The organism is Nocardiopsis sp. NPDC050513 (assembly GCF_044457925.1).
GTDB lineage: Bacteria > Actinomycetota > Actinomycetes > Streptosporangiales > Streptosporangiaceae > Nocardiopsis.
On record NZ_JBITHK010000004.1, the window covers coordinates 1 to 26,454 of the forward strand.

The window sequence follows — 26,454 nt, forward strand, 5'->3', positions numbered from 1 at the left end:
GGACCGTCCACCCCCCGCTCCTGGGGCCGGGGGTGTCATCACTTCGGAATCACGTTCCCACGTGGTGGCCGCCTTCTGCATATCTGTGGACGGCCAGGGGTGACCGTAGGTGAGGGACCTCGCCCTCCGGAACGAATTCGCTGCGCGAACACGCCCTCCGGACGAGCCACACCCCCCGTGGTGACCGGGGCAGGAAAACACCACACCCAGCCCCCTGTGGACCCGAGAACAGGTCGACGCAACCCCCCTTCGGTGACCGGGGCGGTCGTGCCTTCCCTAGCTTCCTGGGGTGAGCGAGGTGGGAGCGTTCGCGGTCAACCCTTGGGGGCACGGTCCCGGGCAAGCTCTCATCCCGAACGGCGCAACCGCCACGCCCGGGGCTGGTCCTGGCCGTGCGGGACACCCAGCTCGGCGAAGCGCGACCGCACCCGCGCACCGCCGAGCTTCCCGCGCTCCAGGTGGATGGTGCCGCCGGTCGTCTCCACGGCGTGCCGGACGATGTCCAGGCCGAGCCCGGTCGATCCGCCGCCGCTCGTGCCGCGCCGCAGCGCCCTGACCGGATCGGCGAAGCCGGGACCGGCGTCCTCCACGATCAGCGTCACCCACCCCGCGTGGCACACCACCGTGACCGCGAACGGGCTGCCCGCCGGGGTGTACCGGAACACGTTGCCGACCAACGCGTCCAGCACCGCGGCGCACTCCTCGCGGGACAGCCCGACCCGTGCACGCGTCTCGGGAAGGCGCACCTCCACGTCACGGCCCTGGTCCGAGGCGAGCAGGGACCAGAACCCCATCCGGTCCCCGACGGCCTCCGCCAGATCGCACTCCCGCGGACCCGCGCCGTCCGCCGGGCGCACGTTGCGGATGATGTCGTCGACGTCCTGCTCCAACGCGCCGACGGCCTCGCGGATCCGGTCCCCCTCCGGCCCCGCCAGGGCCTCGGCGTCCAGCCGCAGGGCGGTCAGCGGGGTGCGCAGCCGGTGCGACACGTCGGCGGCCATCTCGCGTTCCCGGTCCAGCAGCCCCTGGACGCGGTCGCCGATGGCGTTGATCGACTCCCCCAGCACCACCAGGTCCCGGGGGCCGCGCACACGGACGCGGGCGTTCAGCCTGCCCTCGCCGATGGCGACGGCCGTTCCGGCCAACGCGCCCAGGGCCAGTCTGGCCGGGCGGCTGAGCCGGTCGGCCAGCGCCACCGCGCCCCCGACCGACAACACCGCCACCAGGACCAGGACCGCCATGGTGCGGCCGAGCTCCGCCACCACTTCGCCTCGGGGCACGTACACCTCGACGGCGGCCCCGCGCGCCGGGAACAGGTAGGCGGTCCCGCCCTCCACCGGCACCTCGGCGGGCTCCCCGGACCGCGCGCTCTCCCGCGCGTCCCCGGGCAGGGCGTGGCTGGCGCCGACCGTCGTCCCGTCCGGGAGGTGGACCGCCAGGTGTCCCCGTTCCCCGGCGGCGGTGGCGGCCACCGCCGCGCGCAGCACGTCGGGGTCCGCCCCGGCGGCGACCACGGCCGCCACCACGTCGGACTGGGTGCGCACCCGCGCCTCGGTCCGGGCGACGGCGTCGTTCCAGCCCCAGACCGCGGTCACCGCGACCATGACCCCGGCCACCAGGACGGTGGCCAGGGTGACGGCACGCGCCAGCAGGGACCTCAATCTGGTTCCACCAGCTTGAGTCCCACGCCGCGCACCGTGCGCAGGTAGCGGGGCCGGCTCGCGCTCTCCCCGAGCTTGCGGCGCAGCCAGGACATGTGCACGTCGATGGTCTGGTCGTGCCCCACGAAGGGGTGCTCGTGCCAGACCGCCTCGACCAGCTCCCGGCGGCTCACCACCCGGCCGACGTGCTCGGCGAGGTAGGCCAGCAGGTCGAACTCCCTCCGGGACAACTCCAGGGGCCGTCCGGCCAGTGCCGCCTGGCGCGTGGTGAGGCTGATGGTCAACTCCCCGACGTTCAGCTCGCCCGGGTCGGACGAGCCCACCGAGGACCGTGACGACCTGCGCAGCAGCGCGTTCATCCGGGCCGCCAACTGGGCGCTGGAGAAGGGCTTGACCACGTAGTCGTCGGCGCCGTCGTTGAGCAGGCGCACGATCGACGGCTCGTCGCCGCGCGCCGTCGCCACGATCACCGGCACGTCACTGTGCCCCCGGAGCATGCGCAACGCGGCGGCCCCGTCCAGGTCGGGCAGGCCGAGGTCCAGGATGACGAGGTCCGGTTCGTGTTCCGCGGTCTGCCGCAGCGCGTCCAGTGCCGTGCCGACCGGGTGCACGACGTGTCCCTGGCCCCGCAACGCCCGCACAAGGGCGTCGCGCACCATCTGGTCGTCCTCGACCAGTAACACCGTTGCCATGCGAACACGTTAACCGGACATGAACCGCGGCACGAGGCCCAGATCACCCGCGAACTGGACGAACGCTGCGTGTGAGGACCGGATCGGGCGTCCTTAAGCCGAACGAGACGTTGCGTTAAGGCTGCCTTAGGGCGCCTGACATTACCGTCGTTGCACATCGCCGGTGAGTGGCCCGCGTCACAGGGCGCGAAGACCGGCCCCGGACTGGCAAGGGGTGCGCTCCCGCACCCGTCCCTCGGAGGTGTCGTGGCAGAAATCGTGATCGACGGCCTGGGCAAGGTCTACACGGACGGAACCCGTGCCGTCAACGACCTCTCACTGGACATCCAGGACGGAGAGTTCCTGGTGCTGGTCGGCCCCTCCGGCTGCGGCAAGACCACCGCTCTGCGGATGGTCGCCGGCCTGGAGCGGATCAGCGAGGGCACCATCCGCATCGGCGAACGGGTGGTCAACGCGGTGCCCGCCCGCGACCGCGACGTGGCCATGGTCTTCCAGTCCTACGCCCTCTACCCGCACCTGAACATCTACGAGAACATCGCGTTCGGCCTGCGGCTGCGCAAGCTCCCCAAGGGCGAGATCGACCGGCGGGTGCGCGAGGTCGCACGGGTCCTGGAGTTGGAGGAACACCTGGACCGAAAGCCGGGCAACCTGTCCGGCGGCCAGCGCCAGCGCGTGGCCATGGGACGCGCCATCGTGCGCAAGCCCCGCGCGTTCCTCATGGACGAGCCGCTGTCCAACCTGGACGCCAAGCTCCGGGTCCAGATGCGGGCCCAGATCGCCCGGATCCAACGCGACCTCGGCGTCACCACCGTCTACGTCACCCACGACCAGACCGAGGCCATGACCCTCGGCGACCGGGTGGCCGTGATGAAGCGCGGGGTCCTCCAACAGGTGGGGCCGCCCCAGGAGCTCTACGACCACCCCCGCAACCTGTTCGTCGCCGGTTTCGTGGGGTCGCCGGGCATGAACCTCATCGGCGCGGAGCTCGTCCGCGAGGACGACCGGTTCCGCGTCCGCGTCGGCAGCCAGGTCCTCGACCTGCCCGACGGACTCCTGCACCGGCGTCCCGCACTGCGCGCCTACGAGGGCAGGAGCGTGGTCCTGGGCATCCGGCCCGAGGACATGGAGGACGCCGAGATCGTCGGCGCCACCGAGAACGCCACCCTCACCTCGGTCGCCGACCTGGTCGAGGCGATGGGATCGGACGTGCTCGTGCACTTCCCCCTGGACGCAGCGCCCGTCGTCACCGAGGACACCCGCGAACTCGCCCGGGACGCGGGCGCGGACGAGGCCCCGACCACCGCGGAGAGCGGGGTCGTCCTGGTCGGGCGGTTCAGCCCCCGCACCCACGTCTTCGAGGGCCAGACCATCACCGTCGCCGTCGACACCGAACGGCTCCAGTTCTTCGACCCGACCACGGGCACGTCGATCTACGACTCCTGAGGAGCATCCCCTATGACAACGCACACTCCCCGTCCCCGCCTCGCGCCCACGGCGGCCGCGCTGCTCGCCCTCGGTCTGACGGCCACCGCCTGCGGCGGCGGTGGCGGCACCGGCGCCTCCGCCGACCTGGAGGGCAGCACGCTGGAGATCGTCGGCCCCTGGGCGGGCACCGAACAGGAGTCCTTCGAGCAGGTCCTGAGCCTGTTCGAGGAGCAGACCGGGGCCACCGTCGAGTACAGCGGAGCCGGAGACGACCTCCAGACCGTCCTGCAGACCCGGATCCAGGGCGGCGACGCGCCGGACGTCGCGCTCATCCCGCAGGCGGGCCTCATCGAGCACTTCGCGGAGGAGGGCGCCCTCGCACCGCTCAGCGACGACGTCGTCGCCGCCCTCGACGAGAACATGGCCGGGGCCTGGACCGACATCGGGTCGGTCGACGGCACCCCCTACGGCGTCTACCTCAAGGTCGCCAACAAGTCCCTGGTCTGGTACAACGACCCCCTCTTCGCCGAGACCGGAGCCACACCTCCCGAGACCTGGGAGGACTTCGTCGAACTGTCGGAGAACCTGTCCGACGTCGGCGTCGACCCGCTGTCCGTCGCCGGCGCCGACGGCTGGGTGCTCACCGACTGGTTCGAGAACGTCTACCTCCAGACGGCGGGCCCGGAGATGTACGACCAGCTCGCGGCGCACGAGATCCCGTGGACCGACCCCAGCGTCGAGGTCGCGCTGGAGACCCTCGCCGAGCTGTGGGGCCAGGAGCGGCTGCTCGCGGGCGGAACCGAGGGCACCCTGCAGACCGACTTCCCGACCTCCGTGGTCAACGTGTTCAGCGACGACCCCGAGGCCGCCATGGTCGTGGGGGCCGACTTCATCGGCGGCGTCGTCTCCGACAGCACCAACGCCGCGGTGGGCGACGACGCCCAGGTCTTCTCCTTCCCCTACGTCGCGGGGGACGAGGGCGCCGTGGTCGTCGCCGGTGACGCCGCCGTCGCGATGAACGAGGACGCGGCCACCATGGAGCTGCTGCGCTTCCTCGCCAGCCCCGAGGCCGCGGCGGAGTGGGCGGCCCTCGGCGGGTTCCTCTCGCCCAACCGCAACCTCACCGCCGACGACTACGCCGACCCGCTCACCGGCCAGGTCGCCGAGCAGATCGTGACCGCGGGCGACAGCGTCCGCTTCGACCTGTCCGACCTCCAGCCCGCCGCCTTCGGCGCGACCGTCGGCGACGGCATGTGGCAGACCCTCCAGGACTTCATGGCCGACCCCTCCGACGTGGAGGGAACGATGGAGCGCCTGGAGGCCGAGGCCGCCCAGGCCCACGGCGAGTGACGCCCGGCACCGAGAGAGACCACAGATGACCACGGCTGACCAGACGCCCCCCGCCGGTGCGACCGACACCGGCGGGGGTGCGCCCCCGCCCACCGCTCCCGCGCCCGACGACGGCCGCGCCCCCTGGCCGCGCCGCCTGTTCGGCCCGGCGACCCTCTTCCTCCTGCCCGCCCTGCTCCTGCTCGCCGTCTTCCTCGCCTACCCGGCTGTCTACTCGTTGGTGCGCAGCCTCTTCGACGGTTCGGGGACGCGGTTCGTCGGGCTCGACAACTACGCGCGCATGTTCACCGACGACCGCACCCTCACCGCGATCCGCAACACCGGGATCTGGGTGCTGGTCGCCCCCGCGCTGGTCACCGGCCTGGGGCTGATCCTCGCGGTGCTCACCGAACGCATCCGGTGGGCGACGGCGTTCCGCGTGCTGCTGTTCATGCCGATGGCGATCTCCCTGTTCGCCTCCGGCGTCATCTTCCGGCTGGTCTACGACGAGGACCCCGACCGAGGGGTCGTCAACGCGGCCGTGGTGACCGTCCACGACGTGTTCGCCGCACCCTCGGAGTACCCCGGGGCTCGCCCGCGCGAGGAGATCGCGACCGACGACACCGCCCGGGGCGGGTTCACCACGGTCGCGACCCACGGCCCGGGGGACAGCGTGGCCCTGCCGCTGGTCGGCGTGCGCCCCACGGACCTGCCCGAACAGTCCGCCGCCCCGACCCCGCCCGAGGGCGCCGCCGGCCAGATCCAGGGGGTCGTGTGGTTGGACGCCGCCCTGGGCGGCGAGGCAGGCGGGATCGACGACGGGGAGAACGGCATGCCGCGGGTGGCCGTCGAGGCGGTCCGCGACGGCGAGGTGGTCGCGCGCGCCACCACCGGGGACGACGGCCGGTTCACCCTGAGCGGGCTGGACGAGGGGGAGTACGCGATCCACCTCGCCGCGAGCAACTTCACCGAGCCCTTCCGCGGCCTCACCTGGCTGGGTCCGAGCCTGGTCACGCCCGTGATCATCTCCTCGTGGGTGTGGATCATGACCGGGTTCGCCATCACCTTCATCGCCGCCGGGCTGGCCGCCATCCCCCGGGACGCCCTGGAGGCGGCGCGGGTCGACGGCGCCACGGAATGGCAGGTGTTCCGCAAGGTCACCGTCCCCCTGCTCGGCCCGCTGCTGCTGGTGGTGTTCGTGACCCTGGTGATCAACGTGCTGAAGATCTTCGACCTGGTCTTCGTCATCGCTCCCGGATCGGTGCAGGCGGACGCCAGCGTGATCGCCCTGCAGATGTGGCAGGTCTCCTTCGGGGCCGGGGGCGACCAGGGACTCGGCAGCGCCCTCGTGGTCCTCCTGCTGGTCCTGGTCCTGCCGATCGTGTACTTCAACATCCGACGATTCCGACGGGAGCGCCCGTGAGCACCGCGAACACCACGTCACCCTCCGTCGTCGAGGTGTCGGTCTCCGGAGCGCCCCGGCGCGGCGCGGTGTCCCGGCTCGTGGGCCGGCTCGGATCGGGCACCCTCCAGGTGGTCCTCGTCCTGGTGGCCCTGTTCTGGATGGTCCCCGTCCTGGGCCTGATGCTCGTGTCGCTGCGATCGGAGGCGGACAACACCAACAGCGGGTGGTGGACGGCGCTGCTGCGGCCCACCGAGCTGACGCTGGACAACTACCGTTCCCTGGTGGGCAACGAGGCGATCGCCCAGTCCTTCCTCAACACCGTCTACATCTCGGTGCCCTCGACGATCCTGGTCGTCGGCATCGGGGCGCTGGCCGCCTACGCGCTGGTGTGGATGGACTTCCCCGGACGGGACTGGATCATGGTCGCCGTCGTGGGGCTGCTCGTCCTGCCGATCCAGGCGGCGCTGATCCCCATCTCCCAGCTGTACGGGGCGATGGGCGTGTTCGGGTCGATCACCGGGGTCATCCTGTTCCACGTCGCGTTCGGCCTCCCGTTCGCGGTGTTCCTGCTGCGCAACTTCTTCTTGGGCATCCCCCGGGACCTGCTGGAGGCGGCCCGCATGGACGGCGCGAGCGAGTGGCGCATCTTCCGCAGGGTCGTCATGCCGGTCGCCCGCCCGGCGCTGGCCTCGCTCGCGGTGTTCCAGTTCCTGTGGGTGTGGAACGACATGCTGGTCGCCCTGGTGTTCACCAGCCCCGAGTCGGCGCCCCTGACCGTGGCACTGCGCTCCCAGCTGCGCCAGTTCGGCACCAACGTCGACATCCTCGCCTCCGGAGCCTTCCTGTCCATGCTCGTCCCGCTGCTGGTGTTCTTCGCCTTCCAGCGCTACTTCGTGCAGGGGGTCTTCGCGGGCTCCACCAAGTAGGGGCCGCCGGTGGCGGCGCCCGGCGCCCGGTCGGAGCCCCCGGCCGGGCGCCCGCCGCACGAGATCCGCGACACGGGACCAGCGGTCGGTCGGCGCTGCCATAATGGCCGGGGCCCGTCCGCGGTCCCGGGGGACGGACCGCGGTGGGGGACGCGGCCGGACGAGCGGGTGTGAACGGGGATGACGGGTGGCTGAGCGCACGGCGCTGGATCTGGACGCGCTCGCGGTCAGCGACCGCTTCCAGCTGTTCAACTTCACCCGGCGCGACGACCACACCAGCTACCTGTGGATCCTGCGCGCCATGGACCGGCTGCGCGAGGTCCACCAGGTCCAGGTCGGCGCCGAGGACGTCGCCGCCGCCCTGCGCGAACTCGCCCGCGTCCACCCCGGTGCGACCGTGCCCGAGCGCGGCCTGCGCCACCGGCTGGACGAGTTGTCCGCCGACGGGGTCGTGCACCGCCTCGACGACGCCTCCCGCGCGGGCAACCTGGCCCGTTACCGCAACCGCCAGTCGGTCTACCAGTTCAGCGAACTCGGCTACCGCGTCTACCAGGCGGTGGAGAGCGTGCTCGGCGCCCGGGTGGAGGACGTCACCCTCTCCCGCCTGGTCTTCTCCGACGTGCTCGCCGACCTCACGTCCCTCGCCGAGGCCAACCGCACCGGCCAGGCCGAGGACGTCTACCGGCGGCTGTCGCGGGTGGACGCGGTCATGGAGGACATGGGCCTGCTGTCGGCGCGCTTCCACGTCACCCTCGGCGAGATCCTGCGCTCCACCGAGGCCTCCCCCGACGCCTTCCTGCGCTACAAGAACGCCCTGCTCGTCCACATGTCGGACTTCATGGCCGAGCTCGACCGCTACCTGCCGCGCCTGGACCGCGCCGTGCACGAGGTCGAGGCCACCGGCCTGGCCACCCTCCTGTCCCGCGCGGCCGAGGCCGACGAACGCGTGTTCATGGCCCGCGACGAACGCCTCGTCGACTGGCGCCGCCGCTGGACGGCCGTCCGCGCCTGGTTCGCCTCCGACGGCACGGCGCCCACCCGCGCCGCCGAACTCGGCGCCGCGACCCGGTCGGCGGTCTCCGGCGTCATCGCCCTGCTCCGGCAGATCACCGAGGCCCAGCGCGGCGGCGTGAACCGCTCCTCCCAGCTGCGCCACCTCGCCGAATGGGTCTTCAACACCCCTGACGAGGGCGCCGCCCACGCCCTCATGGGCGCGGCGTTCAACGTCCGTTCCGCCCGCCACCTGGGCGCCGCGCACGACGACGACGAACAGATCGCGCCCACCGCCACCTGGTGGGACGCCCCCGGCGTCGAGGTGTCGGTCACCCTCTTCCGCAGCGACCGGGCGCCGAGCGCCGGGGTGCCCAAACCCGTCCGCCGCAACCCGGGCGCCCGCTCCGAACTGCGCCGCCGCCAGGCCGAGGACCGCGCCGGCGAACGCTCGGCCGCGCGGAGGCTCGCCGCCGAGGGAGCCCACGACCGCGTCCTCGACGAGACCGACACCCGCGTGCTGCTGCGCCTGGTCACGCGTGCGCTGGAGTCGCGCGGCGTGGTCGCCGGGCGCCTGCGGTCGGCCACCGGCTCCGACGGCGGCACGGTCGTCCGCCTGGTGCCCAGCGACCGCGGCAGCACCGTCCGCACCGCACAGGGCAGCATCCACCTGCCGGGACTGCGCCTCGAACTCGCCGCGAAGGGGAAGTGATGGCCCGCTGCCGAGGCCCCGCGCACACCGTCGACCCCGCCGAGCTGGGCACCTACCAGCAGGCCGTGCGCCGGGTCCTGACCCACGACCTCATCACCGCCGCCCGACCCCGCCCCGGGGTGCTCGACCAGGTGCTGCGCTGGGCCGACCAGATGGCGGAGGACCTGCGCTCCCTGTTCGGGTACACGCTCATCGCGACCACCGCGCACGTGCGGCTCGTCCGCGAACTCGACGCGCTCGACCCCACCCAGCGCCAGGTCTTCTCCCGCAAGGGGCGCCCGTTCGACCGCCGCAGGCTCGCCTACCTGTGCCTGCTGCTGGCCGCCTTCCAGCGCTCGCAGATCGAGATCAGCCTCGGAGACCTGGTCCGCCAGTTCACCCCCTCGGCCAACGCGATCGGGGGACTCGGCTACGACCCCACCGACTCCGCGCACAAGGCCGCCCTCGTCGACGCCGCCCACTGGCTGCTGGACCGCGGCGCCCTCCACCTGTCCGACGGCTCGCTGGAGGCGTGGGCGCGCGGCCACGACCAGGCCGACGCGCTCTTCGACATCGACCACGAGATCTGCGAGATCCTCTTCCGCCCCGCCCGCCCCGTCCAGCACCTGGGCAGCGTCACCGGACTGCTCAGCGACGCCCCCGGAGGCCAGAACCGGCAGCGCGCCGTCCAGCGAGCCCGACGCCTGCTCGTCGAGCACCCGGCGGTGTACTACGCCGACCTCGAACCCGAGGTGGCCGACGCGCTGCGCGGCAGGGGCGTGGCCGAGGAGGTCGCGCGCGTCACCGGGCTGAAGGTGGAGCGCCGCGCCGAGGGCGTCCTGCTCGCCGACCCGGGCGGGAACTTCACCGACCGTCCCTTCCCCGGACGCGGAGGCGCGGTCACCCGCGCGGCCGGGCTGCTCCTGGCGCAGACCGCCACGCTCTTCGAGGAGTCCTGGGCGGCCCTGGCGCACCTGGACGTCCCGTCCTCCGCCCGGGAGCACGCCGACCTCGTCCGGCTCGTCGACGCGGGCCTGCCCCGCCACGGCGTCGTGGGCGAACTCGCCTGGACCGGAGGCGGCGGCCCCCGAGAGCCCGCCGCGAAGGCCCCGCCGGGCGAGGCCTCCCGGATGCCCTTCGTCGACCGCGTGCGGCTGGAGGGCATGGTCGCGGACCTGTTCGAGGAGTTCGGCGCCGCCTCCTTCACCAACGCCTGGCGACAGGACCCGCGGGGACTGCTCGACGCCGCCCTGGCCCTCCTCGCCGACCTGCGGCTGGTCCGCCCGGTGCCCGGCGGCGTCCTGGTGGCGCCCGCCGCCCTGCGCTACCGCAACATCCAGGGCGCCCTGCCCGCACGGGAGGACTCCGGCCTGCTCCCGCTCGGCCCGCTCACCGGGGACCCCCGCGCGAACGCCCCCGCCGCCGGGACCGACACCGCTCCGCACGAGACCGAAGGAAGCCGATGACCACCCGAAGGAGCGACCGCTTCCGGCCGAGCCGCGCCGGTGTGATCAACGTCTGGGACTACGTCGACGAGGAGTTCGCCTTCGCCGACGGCCGCCTCATCCTGCGCGGGCACAACGGCTCGGGCAAGACCAAGGCGCTGGAGGTGCTCTTCCCGTTCATCCTGGACGGCTACACCGACGCCCGCAGGCTCGACCCGTTCAGCGGCCAGAACCGGACGATGAAGTCCAACCTGCTCTACCGGGGGCAGGAGTCGGAGTACGGGTACGTGTGGATGGAGTTCGCGCGGCCCCGGCCCGCCGCGGACCCCGAGACGGTCACACTCGTCATCGGTCTGCGCGCCCACAGACACCGCGACGGCGTCACCCCCTCCTTCTTCGTCACCGACAGGCGCCTCGGCGTCGACTTCGGACTGCTCGCCACCGACGGCCGCCCCCTCACCGAGAAGCAGCTCAAGTCCGCCCTCGGCGAGACCGCCCACCACACCAGCGCCGCCGACTACCGGCGGGCCGCCGACGCGCGCCTGTTCGGCCTCGGCGACCGCTACGTCCAGCTGCTCGACCTGCTCCTCGCCCTGCGCCGCCCCCTCCTGGCCAAGGACCTGGACCCCGAGAAGGTCTCCGACACCCTCGCCGGCGGACTCAGCCCCCTCGACGAGGACCTCGTCGACCAGGCCGCCCGCGACTTCGCCAACCTCGCCGCCGTCCAGATCCGCTTCGACAACGCCACCGCCGCCGACGAGGCCGTGCGGGCGTTCCTGACCGAGTACGCCCACTACCTCACCACCAACGCGCGCCACCGGTTGGCCAGGGTCACCGCCGCCGCCGATCAGGCCACCGCGCACGGCGCCACCGTCACCGAGGCCGCCGCCGAGCACCGGCGGGCCACCCGGGAACGCGACGCCGCCCGCGCCCGGGAAGAGGAGCTCACCGGCCGCGTCGGCGAGCGGTCCGCCGAGATCGCGGGCCTGGAGGCCGACGAGCGGCTGCGCGACCACGACCGCCTCAGCGAGCGGCGCCAGCGCCACGAGGACGAGGGCCGACGGCTGACCGCGCAGGGCGCCCGGCTCGACGGCCAGGCCCAGGAGATCGCCCGTCTGCGGACCGAGGCCGCGCGGGTCGCCGAGCGCATCGGGCGGGACCGCGCCACGGCGCGCCGCCTGACCGCCGACCTCGCCGAGGCCGCCGACCGCGCCGGGATCCACCACGACGCCGAGGGCGGGGTCGACACCGGCGACGACCTGCCCACCACCGCCCGCGCCCGCGCCGCCGCCCGCGAGGGCGACGTGCGCGCGGTCGCCGAACGGCTGGACGCACTCGACGCCGCCGAGGCCGCCCGACGCCGCGCCGAGTCCGACAGCGCCCGCGCCGCGGACGATCTCACCGCCCGCGAGGAGGACTGCGCCCGGGCTGCCGACGGGCTCGACGGTCTCCGCTCGGATGCGGCCGGGGCCGTGCGCGCCTGGCACGAGCGCTGGGACCTGGTCGACGCCGTCGGCCGCGACGCCCTCCTGGACGCCCTCGCCCGCCTCGGCGAACCCGGCACGCCCACCCTGGTCGAGGTCTTCAACGAGCAGGTCCACGACGCGCAGCTGGAGATCGCCGCGCGGGTGCACGCCCTGGCGGCCCGCGAGGCCGAGACCGGCGGGGAGCTCGACCGCCTGCGCCGCGAGCGCGACGACATCGCCGCCGAACGCGACGACGCGCCGCCCGCCGACCCGCTGCGCACCGCGCCGCGCGGCGGACGCCCGGGCGCGCCCCTGTGGCGGCTCGTCCGCTTCGCCGACGACCTGCCGGAGGAACACGCCGCGGCGGTCGAGGGCGCCCTGCACGCCGCCGGGCTGCTCACCGCCTGGGTCCACCCCGACCCCGCGCTCACCCGCACCGCGCTCGGCGACCGCGGCTCCGACGCCTACCTGCTGCCGTCCGCACCGCACCCCGGGGCCACCCTCGCCGACGTCCTGGTCCCCGAGGACCAGGCCCACGTCACCGCCGAGACCATCACCCGAGTCCTGCGCTCCGTGCCGCTGCACCGCGACCCCGGCGAGGCCGTCACCGCGACCGGGGGCGTGGACACCGGCGCCCGGTTCGGACTGGGCGTGCTCGTCGGCGCCCACTCCAAGGCCGCGGCCGAGTACATCGGCGCCACCAACCGCGCCCACCGCCGCCGCGAACGCCTCGCCGCCCGCGACGCGCGCGTCGCCGAGCTCACCGAGCACCACGCGGGTCTGCGCGACCAGCTCGCCCGAGCCCGCGAGCGGCTCAAGGACCACGGCCGCGCCCGGGGCGACCTGCCCGATCCCACGCCCGTGGCCCAGGCCGTGCGCGCCGTCGACCACCACTCCACCCTGCTGGCCTCCGCCCGCGCCGCCGCCGACCGAGCGCGCCGGGACCTCGACACGGCCGTCGCCGAGGTCGACGCCCACCGCCGCCGGGTGCGCGCCGTGGCCGCCGAACGCGCGATGCCCGCCGACCGCGGCGGGACCGGTGCCGTGACCGCCGCCCTGGCCGACTTCCTCAGCACCGCGGACGCCCTGCACACCGCGCGCACCGACGCCGCCGAGTTCGAACGCGACCTGGCCGGGCGCCACGAGACCGTGGAGCGGCTCACCGCCGCGTCGGAGTCCGAACGGGAGGAACTGGCCGCACTGCGCGCCGCGCACGAGGAGGAGTCCGCCGCCCTGGCCGCGATGGAGTCGGCCATCGACGCCCCCGTCAGGGAGATCCTCGCCCGGATCGACGCGCTGCGCGCCGAACGCGACGCGCTCGCCCGCGAGCGGGACGCCGCCGGAAGGACCGCGCGGAACGAGCACGACCACGCGATCCGGTCCGAGACCCGTCGCGACGAGGGCCGGGGCGCGCTCACCCTCGCCCTGGCCGCCCTCCACGAGTCCGCGGAGTCCCTCGCCGAGTTCACCCAGCCCGCCGTGCGCGCCGCCATGGGGATCGGGTCCGCCGCCGCCTGGCCCGACCGGAGCGCCTGGCCCACCCCGGAGGAGTCGGCCGAGCGGATCCTCGCCGGTGCGGCCGCGACCGTCCGCGACGCCCTCCCCGACGGCGTGGGCGCCGTGCTGGAGGCGTTCTCCTCGACCCTCGGCGCTGCCCCCGCGGTCGGCGAGAGCGACATCAAGGCCTCCGCCACCCGCATGTCGAACGCGCTGCGGGCCTTCCAGGAGGCCCTGGGCGGGGACTCGGAGGGTTACCGGGTCGACCACGAGGTCGGACCCACCGGCATCGTCACCGTGTTCGTCAACGACGAGGGCGGCCGCAACCCCGTCTCCGCCTTCGCGCGCACCGTCGCCGACCGGGTCGAGGAGCAGGGCGCGCTCCTGCGGGAGGAGGAGCACCAGGTCCTGGAGGACGAACTGCTCGGCGGCATCGCCCGGCAGATCCACGAACGCGTCCGGGACGCCCGCGCCCTGGTGCGCGACATGGACCGCGACACCCGCGCCCGTCCCATGTCCTCCGGAACGCGCATCGGCATCCGGTGGGTGCTCGACGAGTCCCTCACCGACCGGGAGCGGTCGGCCACCCGGCTGGTCAGGCGCGACGAGGCGGGGCTCGGGCCCTCGGGCCTGGCCGAACTGCGCGCGGTGCTGCGCGACATGATCCGCGACCACCACGCCGCCCACCCGCGCGCCAGCTACAAGCAGGTTCTGGCCGCCGTCCTGGACTACCGCGCCTGGTACCGCTTCGAGCTGCGCCTGGCCGTCCCGGGCCAGGAGGAGGCGCGGCTCACCCGCAACAAGCACGAGCAGATGTCGGGCGGCGAGAAGTCCGCGGCGATCCACCTGCCGCTGTTCGCCGCGGCCAACGCGCTGTACTCCTCGGCCGCCCCGACCTGCCCCCGCGTGGTCGCCCTGGACGAGGCGTTCGCGGGGATCGACGACCGCTACAAGCCCGAGCTCATGGGCCTGACCGTCACCTTCGACCTGGACATGTTCATGACCGGGCACGACCTGTGGGTGCACTACGACACCGTGCCCATGGCCGCCCACTACGACATGCACCACGACAAGGGGGCGCACACGGTCTCGGCGCTGCTCATGCTGTGGGACGGGGAGCAGACGATCGACGCCGACGCCGGGTTCTCCGGCAACGAGGAGCTGGCCGCCGAGCTCCTGGGGATCACGCCCAGCCGGTTCGTGCCCCAGTGCACGGAGGGAACCCTGCTGGCCGGGGCGGACGAGGACTGACCCCCGGCCGTCTCGCCAGGGTCCCGTCCCGGCCGGCGCCCGCGCCCGGCGCCGACATCTCCCTGGCGGCCGCGTTCGAGCGGGCCGCGGCGCTGTTCGAGGTGGCGGGCGATCCCGCCATGGCGGAGGCCACCGTCGTACTCCTGGAGGAGCTCCGGGAGGAGACCGGCGACCGAGGACGCCCCGGGGTCTACGCTGGCCCCTGCGGTGCCGACCCCCAGGGCGGCGACCGTCCGGGACCGGTACCCGCCGTCCCGGGGCACCCCACGGGAAAGTCGTCTCATGTCCGTCATCGCACGCCTCGCCGACGCCGTCGGCCGGTGGTTCGCCGTCCTGGTCCTGGCCGGAGGGGTCCTCGGGCTCCTCGCGCCCGACCTGACCTCGGCCGTCACCCCGCACATCCCCCTGCTGCTCGGCGTCATCATGTTCGGGATGGGCCTCACCCTGCGCCCGGTCGACTTCGCGGTCGTGGCACGGCACCCCAAGGCGGTGGCCCTGGGCGTGGTCGCCCAGTACACGGTGATGCCCCTGCTCGGCTTCGGGATCGCCCACCTGCTCGGCCTGCCGCCGATGCTGGTGGTGGGCATGGTGCTCGTGGGCGCCGCGCCCGGCGGCACCGCGTCCAATGTCATCGTCTTCCTGGCGCGCGGCGACGTGGCGCTGTCGGTCGCGATGACCTCGGTCTCCACCCTGCTGGCCCCGGTGCTCACGCCGCTGATCGTGCTGGGGCTGGCCGGGTCGACGCTGCCCGTCGACGCGGTCGCCCTCTTCCTGTCCATCCTGAAGATGGTGCTGCTGCCGATCCTGGCGGGACTGGTGCTGCGCCGGTTCGCGGACCGCGCGGTCACCGCCGCCCTTCCGGCGCTGCCGCTGGTGTCGGTGACCGGGATCGTGGTCGTGGTCGCGGGGGTGGTGGGCGCCAACGCGGACGCCGTCCTGGGCACGGGCCCGCTGGTCGCGCTGGCCGTGGTGCTGCACAACGCCCTGGGGCTGGGCCTGGGTTACCTGGTCGGCCGGATCGGCGGGGTGCCGGAGAGCGGGCGCCGGGCGGTCAGCGTCGAGGTCGGCATGCAGAACTCGGGTCTGGCCGCCGCGTTGGCCACCGCGCACTTCGCGCCCTTGGCCGCACTCCCGGGCGCGCTGTTCTCCGTGTGGCACAACCTGTCCGGCGCTGCCGTGGCGACGCTGTGGGCCCGCCGCCCGCCGGAGGCCGCCGCGTCCCTTGCCCGCGGCGGCGCGTCCCACAGTCCGTGACGGACCGGGCCCAGGGGAGGCCCGGGCCACGGTCCCCGACCGGTTCGCGGGGCGCGCGGCCTCGGGTGTGCACCGTCCGGTCGTGTCCGGGGCCTCGGTCCGCGAGCACGCCAGGAGCCGGGGAGGGAGGCGGTCGGGCGGGAGACGGCGCTCTCGCTCCCCGCCACCGGGACCTCCCGTCCGCGGCCGTCGTCAGTGGTGCGCGTGCGGACGCCGCCGCCCCAGGCTGCGGAACCCGCCCCTGTGCTCCTGGGCGGCCCGGGGCCGCGGGGCGGTGGGCGTGCCGCCCTCCTCCGCCTCGGACTCGGCGTCCGCCGCCATCCCGGCCCGCACGGTCGTCCACGCCAACGGCCAGAACGCCACGATCCCGGCGACGCCGATCACGTAGAAGGCGGCGAAGAACGGAAGCTCCGCGGCCAGGCCCATCACCACCAGCGCGACCGTCACCACGGCCGTCATCGTCCTGCCCATGATCCCGGAGCGGACGGTTCCCGCGGCGAACGCCAAGGACCCCAGCAGGAAGGCGACGGAGCCGCCGACCAGCAGCGTCAGCGACCACGGCCGCATGGCGTCCGCCAGGACCAGGGTGTCGGCGCCCGTCTGCGCCGCCGCCGCGACGGTCAGCCGCATCCCCGCCATCGCGGCGACGAGGACGCCGCTCACGATCACCAACGGGAACGCGAAGAAGCTCCACAGCTCCTCGCCCGCGTCCCTCAGGACGCCGCGCAGCCCCTGGAAGGCCAGGACGAACAGCACCAGCGCTCCGATCGTCGCCAGATGCGCCGCGGCCCACCGGACGGGATCGGCCTCCACCGCCTGTGCCACCTCCACCGGGCCCGGAACGACGCCAGCCAGGTACGGGTGGTACAGGTACACGGCCAGGAAGACCACCGGGGCGACGGCCATGGCGGCCGCCCGGAACCAGTTGTGCGTGAGCGTGGACATGCTGCCCACCTCCGGTACGAGGACCGGCCCGGCGCCCGCGCGGCCCGGGCACAGACGGCTCCCCTCCACCCTACGACGGAGGATCCGCCCAGGTACAGGTGTTCGCGACCGGCGACCCCCGACAGCCGGTCCCGCGCGGGCGCGGACGGCCGTTTCCCGGTTCCCCGCTGTTCCATGCGCGCTGGGCCTGTCCGGAAGCGGTCACCCCGCGTCCCGCGATCCTCGCGCGTGGAGCGGGCCGGGCCGTCAGGGTGGTGTCATGCCCGAGCGACGCCGCGTGCTCCCGGTCCCGTGCTCCTGGATCCTCGTGTTCGTGCTGATCGCCGCCGCGTGCGACCCCCTCGTGTCCGAGACGGCCACGATTCCGTCCGAGTGCTCGGTACCGGCGCCGATGCGGACGTGCGGGGGGCTGCGACGGCGCCGCCGCCACCGCCCGTGCCCGGGAGGCGGGGCCGTGCGCGCGGTGCGGCCTCCCCGGTGCCGCTACGGATGAGTGCCCGCCCGCGGGGGAGCGCGTCGGATCAGTCCCGGTCGGCGCGGGCGAGTCCGCGGTACAGGCGGCGCAGGCCCTCCAGGAGCGATCCGAGGAGGAAGGACTGCACCAGTGCGCAGACGGCGATCCCGCCGAGGAAGAACCAGGCGGGCGCGTCCGCCCCCCAGACCGCGTCCTCGACGACCGGCACGGCCATGAAGGCGGGGAAGGTGAACAGGGCGGGCCAGACCCAGACGAACCCGGGGTCCGAGCTGAACAGCGTGACGGCCGCGGCGACCGCGGCGGAGCCGACGACGAGGGCGAGGTAGACCACTGAGACGGGGTTGGCGAAGGTCAGGCGGACGAGGACGCGGGCGTTCATGGGTGCTCCCGTGAAGAGATGGTGTGGCCCCATGTTCCGGTGCGACGGCGGCGTTGTCGTGAGTATCCGTACCCAGACCGGGCCGCCGGCGTCCCTGACGCCCGGTGGGAGCGTCAGCGATCCGGTGTGACCGGTGTGACCTCCTGCAACAGGCCCCAGGTGAAGTCGGCGAGGTGGCGGCCGCCGGCGGAGTCGGTCAGCAGCAGGCGCCAACGGGACGGGGCGGTGCCCTCCAACGGCGTCGACGGGAGCGCGCGGGCGACGTCGTCGATGACGAACGACCACGGCCGGAGGTCCTCGACGCCGCGCAGCGGGGGCGCCGGTACCCGTGGTGCGCGCACGAGCCACTCCTGGACCAGGGCGCCGCCGGGGGCGGTGACCACCTCGAAACGCAGGTCCGGCCAGAGCGGGACCGGCCACCGGTGTGCCGTGCACGTCATGCCGCCCGCGGCGACGTCGCGCCGGGACGGGGCGGGGCCGAGCACCGCGGTGAACCGGCCGACCGGGCCACCGGATCCGCGCCCGCCCCGCACCATGGCCTGCCACCGCCGGTTGGCCTCGCGCATCGCGGTGGTCGTGGCGCCGAGCCTCCGCACCGCCTCCTCGACCAGGTCCGGCTGGAAGTCGGCCATCCTGCGCAGCAGGACCAGTTGGAATTCGAGTGCGCCCATGCCACGACTCTAGGGCGTGATCGGCGGATGCCGCCGCCCAGAGCGGATCTGGAGCGGATCCGAAGGATTCCGGGAGGAGGGGTGTGCAGAGTTCCTGTTGTCACCGCGGCCGGACCGACGGCCGCCAGCACACGGGAGCAGCACATGAACACCCTTCCCACCGTCAGCGTCCTGGGCCTGGGCAACCTGGGCCGGGCCGTGGCCGAGCGCCTCCTCGACGCGGGGCCCGGTCGAGCCGAGCGGCTGCGTGAGAGGGGCGCCGCCGTGGCGGCCGAGCCGGTGGCCGCGGTGGCCGCCTCCGAGCTCGTCGTGACCGTTCTGCTCGACCACCCGGCGGTGCGGGAGGTGTTGGGCGGCGCGACGGCGGAGCTGGAGGGACGCACCGTCCTGAACCTGTCGTCGGGCACTCCCGAGCAGGCGGGGGAGCTGGCGTCGTGGGTCACCGCACAGGGGGCCGCGTTCCTGGCGGGAGCGGTGCTCGCCGTGCCCCAGACCCTGGGCACTCCGGAGGCGTTCACGCAGATCAGCGGAGACACCGGCGCCTTCGAGCGGTACCGCGCGGCGGTGGACGTGCTGGGCACCGTCCGGTACGCCGGTGCGGGGCCCGAGCTGGCGTCGGCCTACGACGTGGCGGTGCTCGCGGGGATGTACGGGATGTTCTCGGGGTTCTTCCAGTCCCTGGCCCTGGCCGAGGCCTCCGGGATCACGGCCGTCGGGGTCACCGAGCTGCTGGTCCCGTGGCTGACCGAGGCGGCGGCCGTGCTGCCGCTCTTCGCCCGGGAGGCGGACGCCCGGGAGTACGCGACCGAGACGTCCAACGTGAACATCAACCGGGCCGGGCTGGCCTCGATCCTGGACAGCGGACGGGCGCGCGGAGTCCCCGGCGACCTGCTCGCCCCGCTGCTGGCCCGGCTCGACCGGCAGGCGGAGGAGGGCCACGGCGAGGAGAGCCTGTCCCGGGTGGTCGAGACGTTCCGTGCGGGGGCCGGGGAGCCCGTCCGGGTCTGAGCGGCGCGGTCGGATCCGGGGGCGGTCCGGTCAGCCGGGACCGGTTCGGCCGGCCCGCTCCAGGAGCGCGACCACCTCGCGGTCCGGTGTCTGGGAGAACTCCTCGTACCACTCGCCGACCGCCTGGAAGAACTCCGGCTCCTGGAGGCAGACGACCTCGTCGGCGACCCGGCGCAGTCCGGCGACGGAGTCGGGGGAGCCGACGGGCACCGCGAGTACCACCCGGTCGGCGCCCTGGGCGCGGGCCACCTGGCACGCGGCCCGGGCGGTCGCGCCGGTGGCCACTCCGTCGTCGACGACGACGACCGTCCGCCCGGTCACCGGCACGCGGGTCCGGCCACCGCGGAACCGCTCCACCCGCGCGTCCAGTTCGGCCTGCTCGCGTCGTCGCACCGACTCCAGCGCCGGGGCGCTGACCCCCGTGGCGCGGACGATCTGGTCGTTGACGACCCGAACGCCGCCCTCGCCGATCGCCCCCATGGCCAGTTCGGGCTGATGGGGGACGCCCAGCTTGCGGATCACGATCACGTCCAGCGGCGCGTGCAGCCGACGGGCCACCTCGAAGGCGACGGGCACGCCGCCGCGGGGCAACCCCAGCACGACGACGTCCTCGTCGCCGGAGGCGCCCAGCCGCTCCCGCAGGAGCCCGGCCAGGCGCCGTCCGGCGTCGACGCGATCGTGGAACACCGTCATCGCTTCCTCGGTCCGGGGGTCCTCGCCCGCGTTCCCTCCGAGCGCGACCCGTGCGCGGGGTCCCTCAGCCCCACCGGATCTCGGACAGGCTGCCCAGAGGGGCCCGCTCCGCCAACGCCTCGGGCACGACCAGGGTCTCCGCCTCGTGCAGCAGGTCCGGGAACCGGAGGCGGCAGCGCTCCTCCACCTCGCTCAGGGCGACCTGGAACACGCGGAACTCGTCCAGTTCCAGGGCCTCGAGCTGGTCGAGGTTCTGCGTCAGCAGGAACGCGCTGACCCGGAGCTCACCGTGGTCGGAGAAGACGAGGACCTTCCAGTACTCGCGCGGCAACCGGACCCCGCGGTACAGCCGGTCGTCGCTCTGGAAGACGGGCCCCGCGAACACGCTCACCCTGAGGTCGTCGACCTCGACGTCTTCGAACACGGCGTCCTCCAACCGTCCCCACAGCCCGCCCCGGCTGCTCTGGTTGAAGTCGTCCATCTGCGGAGCGATGTTCGTGAAGAAGAACGAGTCCGTGTTGGCCTTCCTGGCCTCGGCCAGGCTGCCCCAGAGCAGGTCGGCCCGGCGTGCCAGGTGCCCCCGGTCGACCCGGTTGGCCCGGTACAGCTCGTCGCCGACCTGTGCCTCGTCCGGAATCCTCGGGTCCCTGGAGAACGGGATCCCGCTGCGGTCGAGCCGCTTGAGCGCACCGCCGTCGATGTTCCACGCCACCCAGTGGGCGAAGCGGCGCGACGTGCTCAGCGCCAGGGAGAAGTGCGTGTAGGGGATGTCGTCGGCGTCCCCGAGCCGGAACAGGTCGTGCTCGGCCCTGGGGTCGAGCCGCGGAGCCGGCACACGTGTCCTCAGGAAGTTGGGGTTGTACCCCTCCAGGGCCTCCACCGCTTCGGGAACGGGCGGCCGCAGCGTGATCCCCAGCTCCTCGAAGACCAGTTGGGGCAGGCACGCGAGCGCGTGCTCGTCCGGATCCGACCGGCCCTCACCCGCGAAGTGGAGGCCCGCCAGGACCGTGCCCGGTCGGCCGCCGGGGTCCTTGAACATCCACACCGACCCGGAGTCGCCGGGCAGACTGATCTCTCCGTTCGCGGGCGGGGCGGCCGGATCGATGCCGATCTCGAAGCAGAGGATGTTCCGGGGCCCCGCTCCGCGGTAGTCGATCTGGGCGAGCTTGAAGGGGCTGCGGACCACGCCGTGCGTCACTCCGGTCGTACGGCCGCTCTTGACCACCCTGTCGCCGATCTCCGGCTCGCCCAGCTCCTCCGGTGCGACACCGAGGTCGAGGATGTCCGAGTCGAAGCGGCGGTCCTCGACCGTGGCGATCGCGCAGTCCCCCTCGAACCCCAGGTGGGAGCGCTCCAGCCTGCCGAGACGGTTGCGGTCGGTGTGCGGGTCGTCGGCCCTGCCCGGCTGCACGACGTCCTCGCCCGGTTCACCGTCCGCCCCGTGCAGCACGTGCCAGTTACTCAGGATGAAGGGCGTTCCGTCGTGCTTGTCGAAGACGACACAGCCGATGGTGCCCGCCGTGCCCTCGACGTGTCCGACGCTCACGCCCGGCAGTGCCGGGTCGAGGCGCTTGTGGCGGGTCGTGCTCTCGGCCTCGGCCACGACCCGGAACTGCGGCACGTAGCTGCGCTGGAGCACGTCCGTGGGCACCTCGACGCCGTCCACGACGATCGACTCCGGGAGTCTCTTCGTGCCCAGTTCCTCCAACTGCTCCGGTTCGGCCTTCGTGTCGACGGTGAACTGGAGCGCGATCTCTCCCTCCGACTGGCCGCTCCTCGACTTGTGGGCGATGCCGATGGACGACACGTTCGGATCCCTCAGGTAGTCCTCGCCGTGGGCCCGGATGAACTTCTTGAGTGAGGCGAGAAGTTCGTCCTGGTCGGGGGCGCCACGGGGCGACGTGTCCTTGTTCTCGGTAGCCATGGAAGTGTCTCCTTAGCGGAACCGATGCACAGGTTTCGGTGGGTACTCCTGCTCGCCGCCCTCAGGCTAACTCCGGCCAAACCTGGCGTTCTACCCAAAAACGACATAAGTGAGTCAGTGTCTCACCTTGCCCGCTCGGACCGCCGATCGGCGCCTCGGGGCGGCGTGGTCGACGCACGCTTATTCTAGTACTAGAGTAACGGCATGGCCGACGACCTGACCCCCGCCGAGCTGACCCTGCTCGGCCTGCTCGTGGAGAAGCCCAGACACGGCTACGAACTGGACGAGGTCATCGACGACCGCGGCATCCGGGAGTGGACCGAGATCGGCTTCAGTTCGATCTACTACCTCCTGACCCGGCTCCGTGACCGCGGCCTGATCACCGAGGCCGAGACGTCGACACCGGCGGCGCGCGGCAAGGCCCGCCGGGTGTACGAACCGACGGCCGAGGGGCGCCGGGCGTGCGCGCGGTCGGCCGAGGCGGCGGTGGCCGAACTCCGGCCGGTCTTCCCGCCGGTCCTGGTCGGCCTGGCCAACCAACCGGTCATCGCGCCCGACCGCCTCCGGGACGCGCTCGACCGGCGGGCCGAGGCCCTGGCGGAGCGGATCGCGGCCGTCGGCTCGGCTCGCGACGCGCAGCCCGGCGCCCCCGGTTTCGTCCGCGCCCTCTTCGACTACTCGCTGGGCCAACTGGAGGCCGAACAGCGGTGGCTGCGTGCCTACCGGGCCGACCTGGGCGACCCACGCGACCACTCCCACGACACACCCCCCACCAGGAAGGCAGAGGGACATGACGCGCTTTGACGTCAAACGAGAACTCAAGCGGTGCTACGCGCCGAAGAACACCGACTGGGAGCTGGTCGAGGTGCCCCCGCAGCGGTTCCTCGCGGTCGACGGCAGCGGCACTCCCAGCTTCGACGCCGACTACGGCCGCGCCGTCGAGGCGCTCTACGCCGTCGCCTACACGCTCAAGTTCACCAGCAGGCGCGAACTCGACCGGGACTTCGTCGTCGGGCCGCTCGAGGGGCTGTGGTGGGCGGAGGACCCGGAGGTGTTCGTCACCCGGGACAAGGACGCCTGGTCCTGGCGCATGCTCATCAGCCGGCCCGACTGGATCGCCGAGGACCTCGTCGAGGAGGCCAGGGAGGCCGCGCTGGCGAAGAAGGGACTTCCCGCGATCGCCGAGGTCCGCCACGAGACCCTGCACGAGGGCACCAGCGCCCAGGTCCTGCACGTCGGCTCCTACGACGACGAGGGCCCCGTCCTCGCCAGGCTCCACCACGAGTACCTCGCCGCCCACGGCCTGCGCATGACCGGGCACCACCACGAGGTCTACCTGAGCGACCCGCGCCGGACCGATCCGGCCCGGCTGAGGACCGTCCTCCGCCAACCCGTGAGGGCGGTGCGCTAGCGGGGATTGACGCGGCGGCGGCGCGCGGTGTACCGGTGGGGAGGCGGAACGGGGAGGTGGGGATGGGAGTCGGACGGGTGCGCGGGTTCCCGTCGTCCAGTGATCGGGGACGGCCGACCCGGCCGCGGGCGCGCCGGTCGTCCGACCCGTGATCGTCGTCGGGTTGTCCTCGGGTACCTCCGCCGACGGCATCGACGTCGCCGCCGCGCGTCTGAGCCTCGACGGTCCGCTCGTGCGCCTGGCGCCGCTGGGCCACCGCACCGTCGCCTACTCGGCGGACCTGCGGCGTGCGATCCGTGACGCGCTGTCCCGCGCCACGACCACCCTGGAGGCCGTCTGCCGCCTCGACACCCGCATCGGCCAGGAGTTCGCGGACGCGGCTCGCCGCGGGATCGACGACCTCGCCGGCGGCACGGCCGACCTCGTCGCCTCGCACGGCCAGACCCTCTTCCACTGGGTCGACGGCGGCGCGGTGCGCGGGACCCTGCAACTCGGCCAGCCCGCGTGGATCGCCGAGGCCACCGGACTTCCGGTCGTGTCCGACCCGCGCGCGGCCGACGTGGCCGCGGGCGGGCAGGGCGCACCCCTGGCCAGCGTCCTGGACGTCCTGCTGCTCGGCGGGCGCGCGGAACCGGTCGCCGCCCTGAACCTCGGCGGCATCGCCAACGCCACCGTCGTCCGGCCCGGAGCCCCTCCGGCGGCGTTCGACACCGGTCCGGCCAACGCCCTGCTCGACGCGGCCGTGCGGCGGATCACCGGCGGGCGCGCGGACGTCGACACCGACGGCGCGCTCGCCCGGTCCGGCCGCCCGGACCCCGCCCTGCTGGAGTACCTGCTCGCGGAGCCGTACTACCGCCTCGCGCCGCCGAAGACCACCGGGGTCGAGCTGTTCGGCCCCGCCCACCTCGACGCGGCGCTGCGGCGCGTCGCCGAACCCGCCCCCGGCGACCTGCTGGCCACCCTGGTCGAGCTCACGGCGGTCACCGTGGCGGACGCCCTGCGGCCCCAAGGCGTGGCCGAGGTGCTCGCCTCCGGCGGCGGCGTGCGCAACCCGGTGCTCATGGAGCGGATCTCCGCCCGGATCGCTCCGGCGCGGCTCGGCACGTCCGACGACCTCGGCCTGGCCGGGGACGCGAAGGAGGCCTACCTGTTCGCGCTGATCGGCTTCCTCACCTGGCACGGGCTGCCCGGGTCCGTGCCCGCCTGCACCGGAGCCCGGCGGGCGCCGGTCGCCGGGCGCATCACCCCGGGTCACCGGCCGCTCGACCTGCCCGAACCCGCGACCACCGTCCCCCAGCGCCTGTGCGTCGACGCGTCGGACGCGTGACCCCACCGCACCCCTCACCCCCGGAGGCCCGCAGTGCAACCAGTCGATCTCGCGGTCATCGCGGCGTACCTGGCGGGCTCGGCGTGGCTCGGCCTGAAGCTGTCGGGACGCCAGCGCGACACGACGGACTACTTCATCGGCAGCCGACGGCTGCCCTGGTGGGCGGTGTGCCTGTCGGTGGTGGCCACGGAGACCAGCGCCCTGACCGTGATCAGCGTCCCCGGCGTGGCCTACCTGGGCGACATCACCTTCCTCCAGGTCGCGGTCGGCTACCTGGTCGGGCGCGTGGTGGTCGCCTTCGTGCTGCTGCCCCGCTACTACCGGGGGGAGATGACCACCGCCTACACCTACCTGGGTCGGCGCTTCGGTCGCGGCATGCAGGGCACGGCGTCGGTCGCGTTCCTGTTCACCCGCCTGCTGGCCGACGGGGTCCGCCTGTTCGCGGCGGCCATTCCGATGCGGATCGTCCTGGGCCACTACGGGGTGGACGCGTCCTACTTCGCGATCATCGCCCTGCTGGCGTGCGTCACGGTCCTGTACACCCTCATCGGCGGTATCAGGGCCGTGGTCTGGGTGGACGTGGCGCAGATGGGGCTGTACGTCGTCGGCGGCGTCGTCGCGCTGGCCGTCATCACCGGCGGCCTGGACGTGAACTTCCTCGCCGTCGCCGCCGACGCGGGCAAGACCCGGTTCCTCGACCTCGCGTCGAACCCGGTCTCGGCGCCCTACGCGACGGTCACCGCGGTCCTGGGCGGCGCCCTGCTGTCCACCGCCTCGCACGGCGCCGACCAGATCATCGTGCAGCGGCTGCTCGCGTGCCGCACGGTACGCGACGCCCAGAAGGCGGTGATCGGCAGCGGCGTCGTGGTGTTCTTCCAGTTCGCCCTGTTCCTCACCGTGGGCCTGGCGCTGTTCTCCTACTTCGACGGCGCATCGGTCGACCAGCTCGGACTCGCCGGCTCCGACGAGGTGTTCCCGACGTTCATCGTGGAGGGGATGCCCGCCGGTCTGTCGGGCCTGCTGCTCGCCGGGATCATGGCGTCGGCGATGAGCACCCTGTCCTCGTCGCTGTCGGCGTTGTCCTCCTCGACCATGGCCGACCTGTACCAGCGGTTCAGCCGCCGCGAGCTCACCGACGCGCAGGGCCTGCGGCTGGGACGGCTGTTCACCCTCGGATGGGGTCTGGTGTTCATCGGGGCGGCCGCGCTGTTCACCGGCACCGACAACCCGGTCGTCGAGCTGGGCCTGTCCGTGGCCAGCCTGACCTACGGCGGCCTGCTCGGCTCGTTCCTCCTGGGGCTGTGGGTGCGCCGGGCGCGCCAGACCGACGCCCTCGTCGCCTTCTGCGCGGCCGTGGCGGCCATGGCCTGGCTGTTCCTGTTCGAGCGCGACCTGGTCGGGTTCACCTGGTACACGGCCATCGGCGTGTCCGTCGTGCTCGGCCTGGGCTCCCTGCTCTCGCTGCGCCACCGCGCACCGGCGGCCGGGACCGGGAGCCGCGCGGACGGGGACGGGACCGGCGGCTCCCGCGAGGGCGCTCTGGAGGGTGGGGAGGAACGGCCCTGACACGCGCGGAGCCGCCGTCGACC

The 26,454-nt window shown here is 73.7% G+C and carries 21 protein-coding genes; 14 read left to right on the forward strand and 7 right to left on the reverse strand.

Annotated features, from left to right (window positions below; all coding sequences use genetic code 11):
• Positions 1–347 precede the first annotated feature (347 nt).
• Together ACIBFB_RS07950 and ACIBFB_RS07955 are read right to left on the reverse strand one after the other, a co-directional pair.
• A complete protein-coding gene (locus tag ACIBFB_RS07950; protein ID WP_397227541.1) occupies positions 348–1,661 on the reverse strand; it encodes a sensor histidine kinase in 1,314 nt (437 codons plus the stop codon).
• Positions 1,658–2,353 carry a response regulator transcription factor gene (locus ACIBFB_RS07955; RefSeq protein WP_397227543.1) on the reverse strand — a complete coding sequence of 232 codons (696 nt, stop codon included), beginning with the start codon at positions 2,351–2,353 and terminating at the stop codon, positions 1,658–1,660. Before ACIBFB_RS07955 ends, ACIBFB_RS07950 begins: the two co-directional genes overlap by 4 nt.
• Positions 2,354–2,599: 246 nt before the next feature.
• Between ACIBFB_RS07955 and ACIBFB_RS07960 the strand changes: the two genes are divergently transcribed.
• The 8 genes from ACIBFB_RS07960 to ACIBFB_RS07995 all read left to right on the forward strand — a co-directional run bounded on the left by ACIBFB_RS07960 (position 2,600) and on the right by ACIBFB_RS07995 (position 16,032).
• Complete coding sequence (locus ACIBFB_RS07960; RefSeq protein WP_397227545.1) at positions 2,600–3,796, forward strand: ABC transporter ATP-binding protein; 1,197 nt, start codon at positions 2,600–2,602, stop codon at positions 3,794–3,796.
• 12 nt (positions 3,797–3,808) lie between these two features.
• Positions 3,809–5,128, forward strand: a complete 1,320-nt coding sequence (locus tag ACIBFB_RS07965; RefSeq protein ID WP_397227547.1) for an ABC transporter substrate-binding protein — start codon at positions 3,809–3,811, stop codon at positions 5,126–5,128.
• 25 nt (positions 5,129–5,153) lie between these two features.
• On the forward strand, positions 5,154–6,530 hold the full coding sequence (locus tag ACIBFB_RS07970; protein ID WP_397227549.1) for an ABC transporter permease subunit: 1,377 nt from the start codon (positions 5,154–5,156) through the stop codon (positions 6,528–6,530).
• Positions 6,527–7,438, forward strand: coding sequence for a carbohydrate ABC transporter permease (locus ACIBFB_RS07975; RefSeq protein ID WP_397227551.1), 912 nt, complete (start codon positions 6,527–6,529; stop codon positions 7,436–7,438). The genes ACIBFB_RS07970 and ACIBFB_RS07975 overlap by 4 nt, the downstream gene beginning before the upstream one ends.
• 187 nt (positions 7,439–7,625) lie before the next feature.
• Positions 7,626–9,140: a TIGR02677 family protein gene (locus ACIBFB_RS07980; RefSeq protein WP_397227553.1), complete on the forward strand. Its 1,515-nt coding sequence runs from the start codon at positions 7,626–7,628 to the stop codon at positions 9,138–9,140.
• On the forward strand, positions 9,140–10,585 hold the full coding sequence (locus ACIBFB_RS07985; RefSeq protein ID WP_397227555.1) for a DUF2398 family protein: 1,446 nt from the start codon (positions 9,140–9,142) through the stop codon (positions 10,583–10,585). The genes ACIBFB_RS07980 and ACIBFB_RS07985 overlap by 1 nt, the downstream gene beginning before the upstream one ends.
• Entirely contained in the window at positions 10,582–14,778 is a 4,197-nt protein-coding gene (locus ACIBFB_RS07990; RefSeq protein WP_397227557.1) for a TIGR02680 family protein, read from the forward strand. Before ACIBFB_RS07985 ends, ACIBFB_RS07990 begins: the two co-directional genes overlap by 4 nt.
• Before the next feature lie 282 nt (positions 14,779–15,060).
• Positions 15,061–16,032 (forward strand): bile acid:sodium symporter family protein, encoded by a 972-nt coding sequence (locus ACIBFB_RS07995; RefSeq protein WP_397227559.1) that lies wholly within the window; start codon positions 15,061–15,063, stop codon positions 16,030–16,032.
• 192 nt (positions 16,033–16,224) lie between these two features.
• Here the strand turns inward: ACIBFB_RS07995 and ACIBFB_RS08000 are convergent, their stop codons facing one another.
• Positions 16,225–16,977, reverse strand: a complete 753-nt coding sequence (locus ACIBFB_RS08000; protein ID WP_397227561.1) for a hypothetical protein — start codon at positions 16,975–16,977, stop codon at positions 16,225–16,227.
• Positions 16,978–17,236: 259 nt separating this feature from the next.
• Between ACIBFB_RS08000 and ACIBFB_RS08005 the strand changes: the two genes are divergently transcribed.
• Positions 17,237–17,470, forward strand: a complete 234-nt coding sequence (locus ACIBFB_RS08005) for a hypothetical protein (RefSeq protein WP_397227563.1) — start codon at positions 17,237–17,239, stop codon at positions 17,468–17,470.
• A gap of 28 nt (positions 17,471–17,498) precedes the next feature.
• Here ACIBFB_RS08005 and ACIBFB_RS08010 read toward each other — a convergent pair whose 3' ends face one another.
• Positions 17,499–17,831, reverse strand: a complete 333-nt coding sequence (locus ACIBFB_RS08010; protein WP_397227565.1) for an SCO4225 family membrane protein — start codon at positions 17,829–17,831, stop codon at positions 17,499–17,501.
• A gap of 113 nt (positions 17,832–17,944) precedes the next feature.
• Positions 17,945–18,502 carry a hypothetical protein gene (locus ACIBFB_RS08015; protein ID WP_397227567.1) on the reverse strand — a complete coding sequence of 186 codons (558 nt, stop codon included), beginning with the start codon at positions 18,500–18,502 and terminating at the stop codon, positions 17,945–17,947.
• 144 nt (positions 18,503–18,646) lie between these two features.
• On the opposite strand from ACIBFB_RS08015, the gene ACIBFB_RS08020 reads away from it, so the two are divergent.
• Complete coding sequence (locus ACIBFB_RS08020) at positions 18,647–19,510, forward strand: NAD(P)-dependent oxidoreductase (RefSeq protein ID WP_397227569.1); 864 nt, start codon at positions 18,647–18,649, stop codon at positions 19,508–19,510.
• A gap of 30 nt (positions 19,511–19,540) precedes the next feature.
• Here ACIBFB_RS08020 and ACIBFB_RS08025 read toward each other — a convergent pair whose 3' ends face one another.
• Positions 19,541–20,203: a phosphoribosyltransferase gene (locus tag ACIBFB_RS08025; protein ID WP_397227571.1), complete on the reverse strand. Its 663-nt coding sequence runs from the start codon at positions 20,201–20,203 to the stop codon at positions 19,541–19,543.
• Positions 20,204–20,267: 64 nt separating this feature from the next.
• The gene (locus ACIBFB_RS08030; RefSeq protein WP_397227573.1) at positions 20,268–22,127 is read right to left on the reverse strand and encodes a DNA/RNA non-specific endonuclease; all 1,860 of its coding nucleotides are present in this window, start codon (positions 22,125–22,127) and stop codon (positions 20,268–20,270) included.
• A gap of 204 nt (positions 22,128–22,331) precedes the next feature.
• Here ACIBFB_RS08030 and ACIBFB_RS08035 point away from each other — a divergent pair, with 204 nt between their 5' ends.
• From ACIBFB_RS08035 to ACIBFB_RS08050, 4 genes are all read left to right on the forward strand, one after another.
• Positions 22,332–22,931: a PadR family transcriptional regulator gene (locus ACIBFB_RS08035; protein WP_397227575.1), complete on the forward strand. Its 600-nt coding sequence runs from the start codon at positions 22,332–22,334 to the stop codon at positions 22,929–22,931.
• Complete coding sequence (locus ACIBFB_RS08040) at positions 22,918–23,538, forward strand: GyrI-like domain-containing protein (RefSeq protein ID WP_397227577.1); 621 nt, start codon at positions 22,918–22,920, stop codon at positions 23,536–23,538. The genes ACIBFB_RS08035 and ACIBFB_RS08040 overlap by 14 nt, the downstream gene beginning before the upstream one ends.
• A gap of 148 nt (positions 23,539–23,686) precedes the next feature.
• Positions 23,687–24,865, forward strand: coding sequence for an anhydro-N-acetylmuramic acid kinase (locus ACIBFB_RS08045; RefSeq protein ID WP_397227579.1), 1,179 nt, complete (start codon positions 23,687–23,689; stop codon positions 24,863–24,865).
• Positions 24,866–24,898: 33 nt separating this feature from the next.
• Positions 24,899–26,431 (forward strand): sodium:solute symporter, encoded by a 1,533-nt coding sequence (locus ACIBFB_RS08050; RefSeq protein ID WP_397227581.1) that lies wholly within the window; start codon positions 24,899–24,901, stop codon positions 26,429–26,431.
• Positions 26,432–26,454 lie beyond the last annotated feature (23 nt).